This window comes from Type-E symbiont of Plautia stali (genome assembly GCF_059731115.1).
In genome coordinates, this window is the sequence record NZ_AP035906.1 from 4078020 (window position 1) to 4096544 (window position 18525).

At 57.7% G+C, this 18525-nt stretch carries 15 protein-coding genes; 2 read left to right on the forward strand and 13 right to left on the reverse strand.

Annotation, left to right across the window (positions count from 1 at the left end):
* Positions 1–103: 103 nt before the first annotated feature.
* The 4 genes from AC6I8L_RS18885 to AC6I8L_RS18900 form a co-directional block, all read right to left on the reverse strand.
* Complete coding sequence (locus tag AC6I8L_RS18885) at positions 104–949, reverse strand: alpha/beta hydrolase (RefSeq protein ID WP_034819812.1); 846 nt, start codon at positions 947–949, stop codon at positions 104–106.
* A gap of 397 nt (positions 950–1346) precedes the next feature.
* Complete coding sequence (locus tag AC6I8L_RS18890; protein WP_034819815.1) at positions 1347–1694, reverse strand: YaeQ family protein; 348 nt, start codon at positions 1692–1694, stop codon at positions 1347–1349.
* A gap of 26 nt (positions 1695–1720) precedes the next feature.
* Positions 1721–3070, reverse strand: coding sequence for a cation:proton antiporter (locus AC6I8L_RS18895; RefSeq protein ID WP_058960657.1), 1350 nt, complete (start codon positions 3068–3070; stop codon positions 1721–1723).
* A 53-nt stretch (positions 3071–3123) separates the two neighbouring features.
* On the reverse strand, positions 3124–4332 hold the full coding sequence (locus tag AC6I8L_RS18900) for an MFS transporter (protein ID WP_034819821.1): 1209 nt from the start codon (positions 4330–4332) through the stop codon (positions 3124–3126).
* A gap of 92 nt (positions 4333–4424) precedes the next feature.
* Here AC6I8L_RS18900 and AC6I8L_RS18905 point away from each other — a divergent pair, with 92 nt between their 5' ends.
* Complete coding sequence (locus tag AC6I8L_RS18905; RefSeq protein WP_058960658.1) at positions 4425–5354, forward strand: LysR family transcriptional regulator; 930 nt, start codon at positions 4425–4427, stop codon at positions 5352–5354.
* Between the two features lie 144 nt (positions 5355–5498).
* Here the strand turns inward: AC6I8L_RS18905 and AC6I8L_RS18910 are convergent, their stop codons facing one another.
* The 9 genes from AC6I8L_RS18910 to AC6I8L_RS18950 form a co-directional block, all read right to left on the reverse strand.
* Positions 5499–5996 (reverse strand): TIGR00645 family protein, encoded by a 498-nt coding sequence (locus tag AC6I8L_RS18910; protein WP_034819827.1) that lies wholly within the window; start codon positions 5994–5996, stop codon positions 5499–5501.
* 54 nt (positions 5997–6050) lie between these two features.
* Positions 6051–8726, reverse strand: coding sequence for a two-component system sensor histidine kinase KdpD (gene kdpD, locus AC6I8L_RS18915; protein ID WP_058960659.1), 2676 nt, complete (start codon positions 8724–8726; stop codon positions 6051–6053).
* Positions 8727–8771: 45 nt separating this feature from the next.
* Positions 8772–9344, reverse strand: coding sequence for a potassium-transporting ATPase subunit KdpC (gene kdpC, locus AC6I8L_RS18920; protein WP_058960660.1), 573 nt, complete (start codon positions 9342–9344; stop codon positions 8772–8774).
* 11 nt (positions 9345–9355) lie between these two features.
* The gene (gene kdpB / locus AC6I8L_RS18925) at positions 9356–11404 is read right to left on the reverse strand and encodes a potassium-transporting ATPase subunit KdpB (RefSeq protein ID WP_058960661.1); all 2049 of its coding nucleotides are present in this window, start codon (positions 11402–11404) and stop codon (positions 9356–9358) included.
* A gap of 7 nt (positions 11405–11411) precedes the next feature.
* Positions 11412–13091, reverse strand: a complete 1680-nt coding sequence (gene kdpA, locus AC6I8L_RS18930) for a potassium-transporting ATPase subunit KdpA (protein ID WP_058960662.1) — start codon at positions 13089–13091, stop codon at positions 11412–11414.
* Positions 13091–13180, reverse strand: a complete 90-nt coding sequence (gene kdpF, locus AC6I8L_RS18935) for a K(+)-transporting ATPase subunit F (protein ID WP_064511346.1) — start codon at positions 13178–13180, stop codon at positions 13091–13093. The genes kdpA and kdpF overlap by 1 nt, the downstream gene beginning before the upstream one ends.
* A gap of 108 nt (positions 13181–13288) precedes the next feature.
* Positions 13289–14452 (reverse strand): HD-GYP domain-containing protein, encoded by a 1164-nt coding sequence (locus tag AC6I8L_RS18940; protein ID WP_058960663.1) that lies wholly within the window; start codon positions 14450–14452, stop codon positions 13289–13291.
* A 180-nt stretch (positions 14453–14632) separates the two neighbouring features.
* Positions 14633–15592 (reverse strand): 2-hydroxyacid dehydrogenase, encoded by a 960-nt coding sequence (locus AC6I8L_RS18945; protein WP_058960664.1) that lies wholly within the window; start codon positions 15590–15592, stop codon positions 14633–14635.
* Positions 15573–16967 (reverse strand): MFS transporter, encoded by a 1395-nt coding sequence (locus tag AC6I8L_RS18950; RefSeq protein WP_058960665.1) that lies wholly within the window; start codon positions 16965–16967, stop codon positions 15573–15575. The genes AC6I8L_RS18945 and AC6I8L_RS18950 overlap by 20 nt, the downstream gene beginning before the upstream one ends.
* A 504-nt stretch (positions 16968–17471) precedes the next feature.
* Between AC6I8L_RS18950 and AC6I8L_RS18955 the strand changes: the two genes are divergently transcribed.
* Positions 17472–18386, forward strand: a complete 915-nt coding sequence (locus tag AC6I8L_RS18955; RefSeq protein ID WP_034819850.1) for a sugar ABC transporter substrate-binding protein — start codon at positions 17472–17474, stop codon at positions 18384–18386.
* Positions 18387–18525: the final 139 nt, after the last annotated feature.

Here is an 18525-nt window from a genome sequence, read left to right on the forward strand (position 1 = left end):
CGCGCATAACAGCACAGCCGGGCATATGGCTAACAGCTCAGACCGACCACATAGCGAGCACTTTTGTGGTCCGTCTCTTCGGATAATACGTTTTTTTGCCCGATTAACTGTGCAGATCCAGCCAGCGCACATACGCCTGATCCCAGAGCGCAGCAGGCGTACCCGCTTTCCCCAGACCAAAGCCATGCCCACCGCTGCTCAGCTCAATCAACTCCACTGGCACCTGCATCCGACGGCAGGCATCGCGCATCATTTCAGTGTTATGGGGATTGGAGGTGTGATCATCTTCCGCCTGCGCCAGGAACGTCGGTGGATATTGTCGGGTGACATAATTCTGCACTGACCAGTTCGCTTCCTGAGTGGGTGTCGCGTGATCGCCTACCATCATCAGGTGCGTCTTGGTGTTCTGATACGGCGCTTCGAGGGTGATGACCGGATAGATCAGGCCAACGCTATCGGCCGTAGGTCGGATTTGATCGAGCGGGTCCTGCGCCGGATAGGTTTCGAAATCAGGACGTGCGGCCGCCATGCCAAGCAGATGTCCGCCAGCGGAGAAGCCGAGCAGATGCACTTTACTCTCCATAGAACGCACCAGACGAATGGCGCGCTGCGCATCCTGCAGCGGCGCGAGGTTGCCCGCCTGCCACTTTTCTCCCGGCAAGCGGTAACTCAGTACGTACACGGTGTAACCGTTGGCATTTAACCAGCGCGCCACCGGCCAGGCTTCACGTCCCATGCCGATAAAACGATAGCCGCCGCCAGCCGCCACGATCACCGCTTCGCCGTTGGGATTCTCGGGGCGAAATCGTTGAATCGCCGGAGAAACGATGTTGGTCCAGGAGCCGTTCATACTGACTTTCAACAGCCCAGACGGCCCACCGCCGCCCGGCGGATCGTCTGGCCACAAGGGGATAATGTCATCACGGGCAAACAGTTTGCCTGTGGTCATTGAGAGGACGGTTGCCCCGGTTGCCAACAAAAAGTGACGCCGTGTAAATTTCATGCCCAGTAGCCAGTATTGAAAAACATGTCAGCCTTGTGGGCTGCGTCTCATTATGTGATACGTGTCAACCTTCAACGCTGGCGATTATGTACGCATTTTGTACAAAAGATCCATAGAAAAAGCGCCTATAAAGGCGCTTATTTTATAGTGAATCCGCCAAATTTTTTCCGCTACCAGAAAGCAAGCACCCGAGATCTGGTTATCGACTCAATACTGAAATCCCCTAAATAATTCGAGCTGTGGCAAGGCGGCAAGGATGCGGGTCCCCAGGAGCTTACTGCGGTAAGTGACTGGGGCGAGCAGACGCAGCCAACGCCGCTAGAGTTCGAAGTATGACGGGGATTTAATCCTGTTGCTGGAATTGGGTCATCACTGTTTGCTCGCACTGCTGCTGATTATGGCGCAGCTGCGTGCGTTCATCCTCGCCCAGTTCCATCCAGGCGCTGATCACTTCCTGCGCCGTTTCTTCATTGAATTCAGGCTTATCCATCGCCGAAGAAGACTGGCTGGCAGCCAGCTGAGACTTCATCTTCGCGGTATAGGTATCCAGATCGCTGGTCTTTTTTTCCGTGCTCACCAGATGGCACAACTGGCTGGCATACACATTCTCTTCGCTGGTGTTATCACCGTCAGCGGCGATGGCACTGGCGGAGAGCGAGAGCCCAACGAGGGCGATTAATATGGCTTTCATAACAGACTCCAGTAATTTCCAGAAAATCACTTTTGATTATGTTGCGCACGTGCCGCCTGACGGGCGGCACGCCAGTTTAATAACGGCGTCACCGTGATGCCGTGCAGCACGATGCTGCACACCACTAACGTCAACGCCATATCCACCATTTGCTCTGCTTGTGGGCCACGCATGCCGTGCACCCAGGCGTAAGCAATGTAATTGATACTGCCGATGCCGCGAATCCCCAGCCAGCCAATGAGCAGACGGCGCATGAGCGGAATTTCACAGCGCCAGGTGGTGATCCATACCGCCAGCGGACGCACGACTACGAATAGCAGCAGCGCGAGGCCAATGCCGGTGAGATTCCAGTGATGCGCCAGCGTGATACCCAGTACCACCATCAGTCCGGCAGCCAGCAGGCGTTCGATGGTATCGCCAAACGACAACGCATCGCCGACTACCAACCCCATTGATTTGACCATACCGCTGCCACCGTGCGCCAGTCGTTGATTGGGATTGACGCGCGCCTCAGCGGGCAAGTATTGCTCCTCTTCTGACAACTCGTCTTGCGGATAGTGCTTCACCACACGCAGCTCAGCGCGACGTAGCCCAACACCCGCCGCAAAGGTGGCGAGGAAGCCGGATGCATCTACCGCTTGCGCCGCCGCATAACTAAGCGCGATGAGTGCCAGCGCGAGAAAATCATTGGGTGCAATATCCTGATGCGCGCTGCGCAACTGGGTCGCCAGTTGGCCAATCAAGCGACCGAGCAGATAGCCAATGGCTACCCCGCCGCCGATGGCCCACAGCCCATCTCTCAAAACCCATTCACTCAGGTGGCTGATACTCAGCGTATCGGACTGCATCATGAGCAGCGCCAGCATCAACAGCGGCAGCGCCGATCCATCGTTCATGCCCGCTTCGCTGGAAAGCGCCACGCGTAATGCGTCATCATCGCGCGCATCGTTAACGGAAATCAGGCTGGCCAGCACCGGATCGGTCGGTGCCACAATGGCACCAAATGCCAGCGACAGCGCCCAGTCAAAACCGGTCATCCAGTGCACCAGCAGCGTCATGCCGCCTACGGTGAGAAGCATGGCAGGAAACGCCAGTCGCACCCCCAGGCGCCAGGCATGGGCTGTGAGTGGCACGCGTAATTTAAGGCCTGTGATAAACAGCGAGGCTGCCATGGCGATTTCGGTGAGATGGGCGGCGAGTTCGGCGTGCCCGAGAATATCGAGTTGCAGCAGATTGAGCAGCCATGGGCCGCAGAGAATACCCGCGAACAGGTAAAGTCCAAATGCGGTCACTGGCCCACGGTGAATCCAACCGGAAGCCAGTGACATGAGAAGTAACAGACCACCGGTGGCGGCGGTCCAGGCCAGGAAGTTCATAACGCTCCGTTTTTAAATAACATTCTCCCTTAAGCCTGGCACAGGATTGACGATCAGTTTTTCAGGTGACGACTCGCCAGACGAATCAGCAACGCAAGCGCAGCGGCAAGTGTGGAGAGCGCCACCACGCCGGTCCAGCCAAAGTGCGCCAGCGCCAGGCTTCCAAGTGCCGCACCGGTCGCCATGCCAATAAACACCACGGTAAACATCAACGCATTCAGTCGGCTACGCGCTTCTGGTGCCAGGCTGTAGACCAACGTCTGATGCGCTACCAGCGTGGCCTGCACGCCCAAATCGAAGCCGATGGTGCTGATGATGATCAGGCCAATCTGAGCCGGAACCGGTAACAGTGGCAGCAGGAACATCAGCGCAAATGACACCATCACCAGCGTGGCACCATACTGGGTGACACGGGCAGGGCCGATGCGATCCGCCACGCTTCCCGCCAGCGGTGCCGCCAGGGCCCCAGCCGCACCCGCCAGACCAAATGCACCCGCGACCGCACTGTCAAAATGGAAGCGCTCACTCAGCATCAGCGCCAGCGTTGACCAGAAGGCGCTGAAACCTACGGACAGCAAACCCTGTGCCAGCGCGGCACGGCGCAGCGTCTGGTGGTGTTGCCACAAATGCGCCAGCGACAGCAGCAGACGTGGATAGCTCACCGAGGTGCCCGGTTTAAAGCGTGGCAGCACGCGCCACAGCGCGAGGCTAATCAGCAGCACGGCCACCGCCGCCACCATGTACATGGTGCGCCAGCCCAGATACTCCGCCACCACCCCGCTCACTACGCGTGACAGCAGAATACCGACCAGCAAACCGGTCATCACCGTACCGACGGTTTTACCGCGACTGCGCTCCGGCGCTAACGCCGCCGAAGCAGGCACGATGTCCTGTGCCACGGTCGCGGTTAAGCCGGTGACAAAGCTGGCGATCAGTAACGCGTTGATGCCGCCCGAGAAGCCACACAGCAACAGCGCGGCGACCAGCATCAGTCCTTTAATCAGGATAATGGTGCGGCGGTCATGGCGGTCACCAAGCGGTGCCAGCAGCAGAATACCGAGTGCATATCCCGCCTGGGTCAGCATCGGCACCATGCCGACGCTACCAATTCCAACGTTAAATTGTTTGCTGATGATATCCAGCATCGGCTGGCTGTAGTAAATCGATGCCACGCTAAGCCCGGCTCCTGCGGCGAGCGTAAATACCAGCGGCGCTGGCAGTTTTTCAGCTGGCAATGCAGTAGATTGCGAAATGGCTGACATAGTGAATTCCCCCGTGAAAGTGCGCTTATTAAAGCGCGTCGCGGCCATACGCGGTAGAATCGTCAAACACAGAACTGTTATGCACGGTGCGTATGAGCAATCCAACCAGTATTGACCGCATTGAACTGATGCAGACCTTTATTCGTATTGTCGAAAGTGGATCGCTGTCAGCCGCCGCTGCGCAGTTGGGCACGACACAACCCACCATCAGCCGCCGGTTGCAGGCACTGGAACAGCGGTTAGGACTGAAGCTGATTCTGCGAACCACCCATGCTTTGAAACTCACCGATGACGGCGAACGTTGTTATGCGCAAGCGCGGCAGTTGCTGGCGACCTGGCACGCGCTAGAGGATGAACTGACCGGTTCCAGTGATGACCCGATTGGCACACTGCGCGTGCGTGCGCCCCATGCGTTTGGCCAGGACCAATTAATCGATCCGCTGGTGGATTACCTGCAACGTTACCCGCGTCTGACGGTGGAGTGGATGCTCAATGATCGCACGCCGGACTTTATCAGCGAAAATGTCGATTGCGCGATTCAGGTCGGTGCAGTGAACGATCCCTCGCTGGTGGCGATTCTGCTGGCTGAAGTGCCGCGCTTTGTGGTCGCCGCACCTTCACTGCTGGCACAGCATGCGCCGATTGAGGATGTCAGCCAGCTCACCGAATTACCCTGGCTGGCGCTGACCAGCTTTTACCGTAATGAACTCGCGTTAAAACGTTTGAGTGACGGACAGCCGTTGAACCTGCCGATTGCCCCGCGCCTCGCCAGCGACAGCTTATACGCCATCCGCAAAGCGGTATTGGCCGGCATGGGTGCAGCGATTGTGTCGTCGTGGGTGGTGCAGGAGGACTTAGCAAAAGGGGATTTGATTCAGCTGGTGCCCGAGTGGCAAGCCCCGCCGCTGCCAGTGTGGCTGACCTATCCGTGGGCCAGCTATTATCCCGCTCGTATGCGGCAGTTTTTCGCGATGATCAGAGAGGTGATGCCGAAACTGGCGGGCACACAGCCGGTGCGGTGAAGACAATGCCGCCATAGCAATGTGGTGACGTCACGTTAAAGGGTGCCTTGAGGAAATGGTGCAGATTTTCGTAAGAGGCGCAGTTCCTGGGAGGTTGTGCGGATTTCCGTAGGGTGCGCATTGATGCGCACCTGACACACGAAACTACTTCTTCTCGACCTTCGACATATTATCCAGCCAGCCCATCACGAAGGCCGACAGCACAAAGGTCAGGTGGATAATCACGTACCACATCAGCTTGCTGTCATCGACATTGCGCGCGTCCATAAAGATGCGCAGCAGGTGGATCGATGAAATCGCGACAATCGAAGCCGCGACTTTGTTCTTCAGCGAGCCGGAATCCATCTTGCCCAGCCAGCTCAGCTTCTCTTTGTTCTCATCAATATCCAGCTTAGAAACAAAGTTCTCATAGCCAGAGAGCATCACCATCACCAGCAATCCGCCGACCAGCGTCATGTCCACCAGCGACAGCAGCAGCAGAATCAGATCGTTCTCAGCAATGCTGAGTATGTTGGGCAACAGGTGAAAAATTTCCTGGAAAAATTTAACGGTCAGCGCCAGCAGCCCCAGCGAAAGTCCAATGTAAACCGGAGCCAGCAACCAGCGCGATGAATACATCAGGTTCTCGATAAAACGTTCCATAATTTCCCATTAATCAACAGACAAGTGGGCGAGTATAACCGAACTTGTGTGAAGTTATTTCAGCGCTTCTTCAGAAATTTCAGGCGCTACCGGCAGCGGCAGCGACAAGCGAAACTCCGCGCCGCCTTGCGGTCGGTTTTCTGCCCAGATGCGCCCGCGATGGGATTCAATAATGGTTTTACTGATCGCCAGACCGAGCCCGACGCCCGGCACCGCCGACTCCTTATCGCCGCGCGCAAACTTGTCGAAAATGCGCGTCATATTCTCAACGGCGATGCCCGGACCGTTGTCCCACACCGCAATCTCCAGCCGCTCTTTGTCACGCCAGGCGCGAATACCGTGCTGCGCGGCGTTACCGGCATATTTGAGGCTGTTCTCGATCAGATTGGTAAACACGCGCTCCAGCATCGCGCTATCGCCTTTGATCAGCACCAATTCCGGCGGCAGTTCCAGTGCGAAATCATGCCCTTTTAGCGACGGCCCCATACTGCTCAGCGCCCCGCCAATCACTTCATCCAGCGCCACCCACTCCTCGCGCAGATTCAGTCCACCAGACTGAATGCGCGCCATATCCAGCATATTGCTCACCAGCCGAATGGTGCTTAACGTCTGTTCCCGGATCTGGTTCGCCTGGCCGACATATTTTGAGTTATCGCCGGCCAGATCCAGCATCAGCATTTCCGCCTGGCCAAACAGCACCGTCAGCGGCGTGCGCAGGTCATGCGACAACGCGGATAACAGTGCGTTACGCAGCTGTTCACGCTCTGCCGCCAAACGAGACGCCGCTTCACTCTGCGACAGCGCCATGCGTTCCAGCGCGTTGGCGATCAGCACCGTGAAGGTTTCGACCAGACGCTGCTGTTCAGGGATCATCAGCTGGCGCAGGTTTTCCGGCTCTACCACCAACAGTCCACGGCAGTGATTGCCGCTTTTCAGCGGCAGAATCTGATACGGCACTGCAGGCAGCGTATCCGTGCCCGCGCCGGCCGGTTGTGCTTTGCTGTAGCTCCATTTGGCGATGCCGAGATCGGGCGGCGTACCAATACTGCTCTCACCCACCGCCTGTAACTCACCCTGCTCATTCGGCAGCAGTAGCTGGCTGCGTGCCTGCAAGGTGACATCAATCACGCGCTGGCTGGTGGCGGCGATATCCTGCGGCGTGAGCGCGCTGCCGAGCGATTTCGCCATCTCATACAGATGGCGCGCACGCTGTTCGCGATAGCGCGCGACTTTAGCCTGATAGCGCACGCCTGCTGTCAGGTTCCCGACGATCACCCCTACCGCCAGCATCACCGCGAAGGTCACCAGATACTGCAAATCCGATACCGCCACGGTGCCGGTCGGGGCGACAAAGAACAGATCAAAAGCCAGGATGTTGATCACCGTGGCAAACACCGAGGGCCAGCGGCCAAAGCGCAGCGCGACTAACACCACGGCTAACAGATAAATCATCACGCCGTTGGCCGGATCGAACTCCACCAGTAGCCAGCGACCTACGATCGTCACCAGAATACACAGCGCAATCGCCATCAGGCAGCCGCGCAGATGCAGCCGCCACTTATCACTGTTGGCCTGTTTACCGCCCATCGGATGCGGCGCGTCGCGCACCGGTTCGTCCAGTGCCACCACCAGCAAATCGAGGTCTGGGCCAAGCTGGCCCAAACGCTGGGCAAAACTGTCGCGCCGCCAGCGCCGTTGCGGCTGACGACCGGTGACGATTTTGCCGAGATTATGCTCGCGCGCGTAACGCAGCACGGCGCGGGCCTCATCAGGATCGGACAGAGTAGCAGTTTCCGCACCCAGCTCTTGGGCCAGTTGCAGCGTGCGCAGAATGGCACGACGGCGCGCTTCCGGCAGGCGATTCAGACGCGGCGTTTCCACGTACACTGCGTGCCACTCGCTGCCGAGACGCGCGGCTAAACGCGCGGCGGTGCGCACCAGTTTTTCACTGCCGGTGTCGTCGCCGATGCACAATAAAATGGCGTCACGTGTGTGCCAGACTTTGTCACGGCCCTGCTGGTCGCGCCAGGCACGCATCTGATCGTCCACGCGGTCCGCGGTACGGCGCAGCGCCAGTTCGCGCAGGGCAAACAGGTTGCCTTTGCGGAAGAAGTTTTCAATCGCGCGCTCGGCGCGATCGCCGACGTAGACTTTGCCCTCTTTCAGCCGCTGACGCAGATCGTCCGGCGGCAGATCCACCAGCACCACCTCATCGGCGCTATCGAAAAACGGATCGGGGACGGTTTCGCGCACCTGAATGCCGGTCACGCCGCCGACCACATCGTTGAGGCTTTCCAGATGCTGCACGTTGACGGTGGTGATCACGTCGATGCCCGCTTCCAGCAACTCTTCGATGTCCTGCCAGCGTTTGGGATGGCGCGAACCCTGTACGTTAGTGTGTGCCAGTTCGTCCATCAGGATCACCGCCGAATGACGCGCCAGTGCTGCATCAAGATCGAATTCGGCATGCCGTGAACGCCCAGTGGCGCGACGCGGCAATACCGCCAGGCCGTTGAGCAGCGCAGCGGTTTCTTCACGTCCATGGGTTTCCACCACGCCCGCCAGCACATCGAGGCCTTGCGCACGTAAACGCTGTGCCTCCTGCAGCATGGCGAAGGTTTTCCCCACGCCCGCACAGGCGCCAAAGTAGATTTTCAGCTTACCGCGATGGCTGTCGCTGTGATTCAGCAACAGCGCATCGGGATCGGGGCGGGTGATTTCGTCGTTCATCAGTTATCCGTCGTGAAAAGCGCGATAAATCGCGCTATCAATCAATTATCCCTGCAGCGCATCCAGCGCCATATTCAGCCGCAACACGTTCACCGTCTCTTCACCGATAAACGGCAGCAGCGGACGCTCAGTGTTACGGGCAATCAGCGCTTCCACATCCTTCAGCGCCATATTGCGCGCTGCCGCCACACGCGGTGCTTGCCACAATGCGGCTTCCGGTGAAATATCCGGATCGAGCCCACTCGCCGATGCCGTCACCAGTTCAACCGGTACTGCAGCAGGAGCCAGCGGATTAGCGGTGCGCAGGGCAGCCACGCGCTCGGCCACCGCTTTATCCAATGCCGGATTGCTCGCCGCCAGGTTGCTGCCACTGGAGGCCAATGCGTTGTAGGGCGCATCGCCGGTCGCTGATGGACGGCCCCAGAAATGGCCGGGCTGCGTAAACACCTGGCCAATTAAATCGGAACCGCGCTCCGCGCCATCCTGCTCAATCAACGAACCGTTGGCCTGTGACGGAAACCACCACTGCGCTAAGCCGGTGGTCAGCAGCGGATAGACCGCGCCGGTTAACAGCGTCAGCAGTATTAACAATACAATAGCCGGACGTAACTGACTCATTTCTCTTCTCCTTAAACCAGACCAAACAGCGTCAGCAGCAGGTCGATGGCTTTAATACCAATAAACGGCACCACTAATCCGCCGACACCGTAAATCCACAGGTTGCGGCGCAACAGGGCAGCAGCACTCATCGGACGGTAGCTCACGCCTTTTAGCGCCAGCGGAATCAGGAACACAATCACCAGCGCGTTGAAAATGACCGCCGACAGAATCGCTGAGTTCGGTGAGTGCAGATGCATCACGTTCAGCATATTGAGCTGCGGGTAGGTGGCCGCAAACGCCGCCGGGATAATGGCAAAGTACTTTGCCACGTCGTTGGCAATACTGAAGGTGGTCAGCGAACCGCGCGTCATCAGCATCTGTTTACCGATATGCACCACTTCCAGCAGTTTGGTTGGGTTGGAGTCGAGATCGACCATGTTCCCAGCCTCTTTCGCCGCCTGCGTGCCCGAGTTCATCGCCACTGCCACGTCCGCTTGCGCCAGCGCGGGGGCGTCGTTGGTGCCGTCGCCGGTCATCGCCACTAAACGCCCTTCCGCCTGATACTGGCGGATCAGTGCCAGCTTGGCTTCCGGCGTCGCTTCCGAGAGGAAATCATCCACGCCCGCTTCTGCCGCGATGGCCGCCGCCGTCAGCGGGTTATCGCCGGTAATCATCACCGTCTTGATGCCCATTTTGCGCAGCTCGGCAAAACGTTCTTTGATGCCGCCTTTGACGATATCTTTTAGCGCCACCACGCCCAGCACCTGTGCGCCTTCGGCCACCACCAGTGGTGTGCCACCCGCGCGCGCCACTTCTTCGACGCTGGCGTTCACTTCTGCCGGGAAACGGCCGTTGTTGGCTTCGATATGGCGGCGAACCGCGTCAACGGCCCCTTTACGAATCAGACGATCCTGCACGTTGACGCCGCTCATGCGCGTCTGTGCCGAGAACGGAATAAAACTCGCGCCCATGCTGCTGAGATCGCGTTCGCGCAGGTTAAATTTTTGCTTCGCCAGCACCACGATGCTGCGCCCTTCCGGGGTTTCATCCGCCAGCGAGGCCAGCTGCGCGGCGTCCGCTAACTGCTGCTCGGTGACGCCAGGTGCAGGCATAAACTGCGTCGCCTGGCGGTTACCCAGCGTGATGGTGCCGGTTTTATCAAGCATCAGCACATCGACGTCGCCCGCTGCTTCCACCGCACGACCGCTGGTGGCGATGACGTTTGCACCGAGCATGCGGCTCATCCCCGCCACGCCAATCGCCGACAGCAAGCCGCCGATAGTGGTCGGAATCAGACACACCAGCAGCGCCACCAGCACCGTTACGCTCACCGGCGTGCCGCCGTAGGCCGAGAACGGCCACAGGGTGGCCGTCGCCAGCAGGAACACGATGGTCAGCGACACCAGCAGAATAGTCAGCGCGATCTCGTTCGGCGTTTTGCGGCGTTTAGCGCCCTCGACCATGGCGATCATGCGATCGAGGAAGGTTTCGCCCGGATTGACGCTGCACTGGATCACCAGCCAGTCGGACAGAATGCGCGTACCGCCGGTGACTGATGAGAAGTCGCCGCCGGATTCGCGGATCACCGGAGCTGATTCACCAGTAATCGCACTCTCATCCACTGACGCGCCGCCTTCCAGCACTTCGCCGTCACACGGAATGATGTCGCCCGCTTCCACCAGCACCACATCGCCTTTACGCAAGGTGTCTGCCGCTACCGGCTGCCACTGCGCGCCATGACGTGGCTCAGCCAGCTTTTTCGCGTCACTGGTTTTACTGATGCCTTTCAGGCTGTTGGCCTGCGCCTTGCTGCGCCCTTCCGCCAGCGCTTCAGCGAAGTTAGCAAACAGCACCGTGAACCACAGCCAGATGGCGACCCCGGCGGTAAACCCGGCGTTACCGCTCAGGTGGCCTGTCAGCATGCCGATGGCCAGCAGCGAGGTCAGAACGCTGCCGAGCCACACCAGGAACATTACCGGGTTGCGAAACTGCACGCGCGGATCGAGTTTCTTCACCGCATCCAGTACCGCGGTTTTCGTCAGCGCTGCATCAAACAGCGCCAGTTGTTGACGACTCATGATTCCGTTATCCCTGAATAAGTTGCAGATGTTCCGCCACCGGGCCGAGTGCCAGCGCGGGGATAAAGGTCAGTGCCCCCACCAGCAATACGGTGCCAATCAGCAGCGCGATAAACAGTGGACCGTGGGTCGGTAACGTACCGTTGCCCACCGGCTGGATTTTCTTCGCCGCCAGTGAGCCAGCGATCGCCATCACCGGAATGATGATGCCGAAGCGTCCCACCAACATGCAGAAGGCCAGCAACAGGTTCCAGAACGGGGTGTTGGCGCTCAAACCGGCAAAAGCACTGCCGTTGTTGTTAGATGCAGACGAAACGGCATACAGCACTTCGCTGAAGCCGTGGATGCCTGGATTCGCCATACCGGCGCGCCCTGCATCCGTCATCATCGCCAGTGCAGTGCCGAGCAGCACCAGGGTAGGCGTCACCAGAATCGCCAGTGCGGTCATTTTCATCTCCCACACGTCGATTTTTTTACCCATGTATTCCGGCGTACGACCAATCATCAAACCGGCGATAAATACCCCGAGCAGCACGAACAGCAGCATGCCGTACAACCCGGCACCGACGCCGCCAAACACCACTTCACCCAGCTGCATCAGCCACATCGGCACCATGCCGCCCAGTGCAGTGAAGGAGTCATGCATGGCATTCACCGCACCGCACGAGGCTGCGGTGGTGATCACCGCAAACAGGCTGGAGTTGAGGATGCCGAAGCGCGTCTCTTTGCCTTCCATGTTGATGGCGCTGTCTGCACCGAGTGCCAGGAAGTGCGGATTACCGCGCAGCTCTGCCCACATCACGGCAACCACCGCCAGCGCAAACATGATGGTCATCGCCCACAGCAGCATGTGGCCCTGACGGCGGTCGTCCAGATGCTGACCGAAGGTGAAGCACAGCGCCGCCGGGATCAGAAAGATACTCAGCATCTGCACAAAATTGGTCAGCGCGGTCGGGTTTTCAAACGGATGGGCTGAGTTAACGTTAAAGAAGCCGCCGCCGTTGGTGCCGAGCATTTTGATCGCTTCCTGCGAAGCCACCGGACCGAGTGGCAGCGTTTGCTTCGCCCCTTCCAGCGTGGTGAGAGCGTGATAAGGCTCAAACGTCTGGATGCTGCCCTGATAAACAAAGAACAGCGCTATCAGCAGGCTGATCGGCAGCAGCACATACACCGTGATGCGTGTCAGGTCGCGCCAGGCGTTGCCCAGCGTATCCAGTGAGCGATTGGCAAAACCACGGATCAGCGCAAAAGCCACCGCAATACCGGTCGCCGCCGACAGGAAGTTTTGCACCGTGAGGCCCGCCATCTGGCTAAAATAGCTCACCGTGCTTTCGCCCGCGTAAGCCTGCCAGTTGGTGTTGGTGACAAAGCTGACGGCGGTGTTGAGCGCCAGATCCCAGCTTAGATTAGGCAGGTGTTGCGGGTTGAGCGGCAGCGACCCCTGCGACATCAAAATCGCCAGCAATAATAAGAACCCCAGCGCGTTGAACAGCAGGATCGCCAGCAGATAGTGCGGCCAGCGCATCGCGCCACTCTCCACACCGGCCAGCCGCCACAGCGCCCGCTCGGTACGCGGCAGCAGCGGCTTGTCGGCCACTAACACCGCAAGAAAACGCCCGAGCGGTTGTGCCAGCACCATTAGCACCAGCAGATAGACCGCAATCAGTAAAAACGCATTCGCAGCCATCAGAATGCCTCCGCATTAAGCAGGGCATAGATCAGGTAGCCCAACAAGATAAACACCAGCACGATGCCGGTAATCACGCCCACGCTCACAGCAACCTCCAGAGGATTTGGTAGTGCTGCAAGCATGCGCGGCGCGGCATAAAGAAGGGGTAAAAAGGCGGGAATCTGGCGTAAAGAAAGTATAAAAATGCTGTCGAATTAGGCGGTTTCCAGTGCCCAGATGCGATTGAGATCGACGTTCTGCCAAAGGCCACTGTCTTCGGCTCCGGTAATGCTGTCAGTGCAGAATGAATCACCGAGATCCAGCTCTTCCGGCTTCACTTCACGTTGCGCGTGTAAAGACCAGAACACATGCACTTTGGGTTTTAACAGCGATTTTTCACCGGCCTGCACCACCAGCGCCACGCGCCCGGATGCCAGTCTTACCAGCGATCCCACCGGATAAATGCCAATGGTGCGCACAAAGGCGTGCAATAGCGTATTGTCGAAGTGACCGCGCCAGCTCAGCATATTGTGCATCGCTTCGGCGGGGGTCCATCCCTTGCGATACGGACGATTAGAGGTCACCGCATCATAGACATCGCACACCGCGGCCATACGAGAAAACAGCGAAATCTCTTCGCCTTTCAGTTTGTGGGGGTAACCGCTGCCATCGACTTTTTCGTGGTGATGCAGCGCAATATCTAACAGGTCTTCCCCTGCATCAGCCTCCATTAGCATCTGTGCACCGATAATCGGATGCTCGCGCATGATGGTGAACTCCTCGTCGGTGAGCTTGCCGGGTTTGTTGAGGATCTCCAGCGGCACTGCCGATTTACCGACATCATGCAGCAAACCGCCCATGCCCACGCGCCGCTGCTGGTGTTCATCGAGCCCCATTTTTTTGCCCAGCGAGATCATCAACCCGCACACTGCCATGGAGTGCAGATAGGTGTAATCGTCGTGATTTTTCAGCCGCGCCACGCTGAGCAGCGCAGTCGGTTCACGGGTAATCGATCCGGCAATGTCGTCCACCAGGTCCATCGTATAGTTGAGGTCCAGCCCCTGACCCATACGCGCCTCGTTGAACATTGCCAGCACCTGTGGCTTACCCTGATTGAAGATGGTTTGTGCCTGATCCAGCTCTTTGAAAAATGGGGTTTGCGGAATGGCTTTCTTCGGCGCAGGCTTCGCAGGTGCCTGCACCGACTTATCGAGATCGATCCAGATTTGCTGGATCCCTTCGTTGCGGATCATCGCGATCTGGCGTTTATCGGTGATCAGCATTTGGTTGCGAATGCGTTTGTCCTTGAGCCACCAAACCTCCAGTTTGTGGATAAACATTCCTTGCCGCAATTCGTCAACGGTAATCAGCTTTATCACGATATCTCTCCTTAATATCAGTGGATGGTAAGGAGAGGTATCGGCAGCTGAGCAAATAATCTTCAGGAGTGATTTGTGCGATCTGTGAGAGGGGAAGTGATTTGGATGGGCGCAATGAATTTGCACCGCTACGTTTGCCTGATGGCATCGGTGACGGCGCGATTTATCATGCGACAGAATCTACACCACCCGCGTTAACACCGCTTCGCCCTGCGAAAACGCCAGCAGGTTTTCAAACACCAAATCTGCCATCGCCGCCATGGTTTCATGGGTGCTGCTGGCGAGATGCGGGGTGATCACTACATCATCACGCTGCAGTAACGCGGCAGGCACCGCCGGTTCATGCTCGAACACATCCAAACCGGCACCCGCAATCTCACCGGCTTCAAGCGCCGCAATCAACGCCTGCTCATCCACCACACTGCCGCGCGCAATGTTGATTAAAAAGCCCTTTGGCCCCAGCGCACGTAACACTTCAGCATTCACCAGATGATGTGTGGCGGCACCGCCGGGTATGGTCAGCACCAAAAAATCAGCCTGCCTGGCAAGTGATAACAGCGAATCGTGGCGCGTGTAAGGCACATCCGGGCGTGAACGCGGGTTGTAAAAATGCACATCCATATCAAACGCCTGAGCGCGCTTGGCCAGCTCCTTACCAATCCCGCCCAGCCCGACAATCCCGCACACTTTACCGCCCACTTTGGTGGTCAACGGATAGCGTCCTTTCGCTTGCCAATTACCGGCGCGCACATAACGATCCGATGCGCTGATGTGGCGCGCCACATCCAGCAGCAGCGCCATGCCGGTATCCGCCACGCAGCTGTTTAAAACGTCTGGCGTGTTGGTCACCACGATGCCACGCGCTTCGGCGGCGGCAATGTCTATCGCGTCATAGCCCACACCGTTACTGCAAATCACCTTTAGATTGGGCAACTGCGCCAGTAGCTCCGCATTCGCCCCCATCAACGCATTGCCGCTGGTCACCAGCGCATCAATACTGGCACCGTGCTCGGCCAGCCACGCGGCCTGATCATCCTGCTGCCACAGCCGCGAAGTAGAGAAGTGCGCGTCGAGATTATCCTGCAGCCGCTGCGGTAACAGCGGCCCTTTTAGCAATACGTTAAACGGCTTTAATCCCATCTTGTTTCCCCTGATTTTCGAAGGATGTTGCAGACGAATCCTGCTCGTCACCGACGCGTTCAATCGGGCCCATCACCAGCAGGAACAGCAGCGCCGCGACGATGCAGTGCGCGCCAACGAACACCAATCCAATACTGTAGCTGCCGGTCAGACCGACGATGATGCCGAACAGCAGTGGCGTGATAAATCCGGCCATATTGCCGATGCCATTGAAGATCGCGCCCGCCAGACCTACTGCTTCTTTCGGTGCGGTATCGCTAACAATGGTCCAGGTACCCGCGCCAGCCGCCACGCCTTTGCCAAAGAAGGCAAACGACATAATGGCGATAATGCCGGCATTGGTCGGGATCACCGCCGCCAGAATCAGCGAGGCGGCCATCAGCATGCCGACGATATACGGCGTTTTACGCGCCCACGACAGGCTCCAGCCGTTAGCCAGCAGCTTGTCAGAGATGTAACCGCCACTGATGCCGCCAAGGAAGCCAAACAGCGCCGGGGCGATGGTGGCAAAGCCCGCTTCCATGATGTTCATGCCGCGTGCCTGGACCAGGTAAATCGGGAACCAGGTGATAAAGAAGTAGCTGAGCGCAATAATGCAGTATTGCCCAATGTAGGCGCACCACAGCATGCGATTGCTGAGCATGGTTTTGAACATCGCTTTGCTCAAGGGTGGGCGTGCTTTGAGCGTTTGCGCTGAATCGATATCCACCAGCGCACCGCCCTCCTCAATGTATTTCAACTCTGCGGCTGATACATGCGGATGCTGTTTCGGGCTGCGCATATACCAACCCCACACAAACACCGCCAGCACGCCAATACCACCCAGAACAAAGAACGGCCACTCCCAGCCGAAGCGGGATACCAGCCAGCCGGACAGCGGTGAGAAGATGGCAACGGCAAAATACTGTGCCGAGGCAAACAGCGACGAAGCACGACCACGTTCGGCACCGGGAAACCACATGATCACCGCACGCGCGTTGGCCGGAAAGCTCGGTGCTTCAATCAGGCCGAGAGCAAAGCGCAACGCAAACATCAGTGTCAACGCCATGGTCATGCCGTTGGAAAATTCGCCAATAAAGCCCATTAAAATGGTGGAAACCGACCACAGCGCTAACGTCACGCCATAGACTTTTTTGGTGCCGAAACGGTCGAGGAAAATCCCGCCAGGGATCTGGCCGATCACATAGGCCCAGCTGAATGCCGAGAGGATCAGGCCCAGCTGGATCGCCGACAGGCCAAACTCCTCTTTGATCGCCGATCCAGAGATCGACAGGATCGAACGATCGGCATAGGCCACGACGGACAGGAACAGGATCAGACAGAGGATCCAGATGCGCACATGGCTGTTCTCATTGCGGTTTTTGCTTAGTAACATGGCTGAACCCCTTGATGAAGGAGCGTCCTGCTCCGAAGCGATGATGTTCAGGAATACCGCTTAAATTTCACTGTTCAGCAACTATAGAGAGCCAGATGCGAGGTGGTCATTGTGCGAATGGAGGAATCCGCGCGGCTTTTTTGCGCTGGTTTTGGCATCTGCCACAATGCAGGGTGCGGCGCTGCACAGAACCTTATATAAGCCGATGCTTTTACACCGGAATGTGCGCCAGCTCTGAGAAAAACCTTCGCAACATCACTATGAGCCTGCAAAGCATCATGTATCGGCTCGCCATAGAAAGCCGCAAAGCATCATGCACCGGCTCGTCAAAGGAGGTCGCAAAGTATCCTGCACCCGCGAGCAAAATGTGCGCTTAGCTGCAAAATCCATACATGTTGATTGTCAGGGTCCTTACCGCCTCGTAGTCTGAAAATGATTTCATTGAGCCATTTTAACTCTCATTGAAACATTCATTCTAATAACAAGCTTACCCTGGAGTCCGCAATGAAAACCCTCAAGGCGATACTGTTGCTTGGCCTGCTGTCCAGCTCTGCCTCGGCGTTGGCAGAAAAGATCGGCGTATCAATGGCGTATTTCGATCAGAACTTTTTAACCATTATTCGCCAGTCGATTGATAAAGAGGCCAAAGCGCGCGGACTCGATGTGCAGTTTGAAGATGCGCGCGGCGACGTTGGCCGTCAGACCGATCAGGTGCAGAGCTTTATCGGCGCGGGCGTTGACGCCATCATCGTCGATCCGGTGGATTCCGCCAGCACACCACAGCTGACCAAACTGGCGCAGCAGGCGAAAATCCCGCTGGTATACGTGAACCGTACGCCAGGCGATAAATCGCTGCCGGCGGGCGTGGTGTTTGTCGGATCGGACGAGCGCGAATCCGGCACCTTGCAGATGGAAGCGCTGGCAAAAATGGCCAACTACAAAGGCAATGTGGCGATCATGATCGGCAACCTAACCGACGCAGGCGCACTGCAACGCACCAAAGATGTCGAGCAGGTGGTGGCGAAATATCCGGGCATGAAAGTGGTACAGAAGCAGCCGGCGAACTATGCGCGTAACGAAGGCATGGATCTGATGCTCAACTGGATCGGCAACGGCGAAGCGATTGATATCGTTGCCGCTAACAACGATGAAATGGCGATCGGTGCCGCGATGGCGCTGGCGAAGAGCAACAAGAAGATTCTGGTGGGCGGGATTGATGCCACGCCGGATGGCCTGAAAGCCATGGCGCAGGACAAAATGCAGGTCACCGTGTTCCAGGATGCGATAGGTCAGGGCAAAGCCTCGGTGGATGTGGCGCAAAAGCTGATGAAAGGCGAGAAAGTGGATTCACACGTGTGGATTCCGTTCGAGCTGGTGACCAAAGAGAATATGCAGAAGTACGTCGAGAAGAGTCAGTAGCGTTTGCACGGTCGCCATAAATGGCGACCCTACGACCCTCCCCCCGCCGCCGTAGGGTGCGCATTTATGCGCACCTGGCCAAATACCGCACAAGTTTTAATGACGCATTTATGCGCACCTGGTCAAATCCCACACAGCC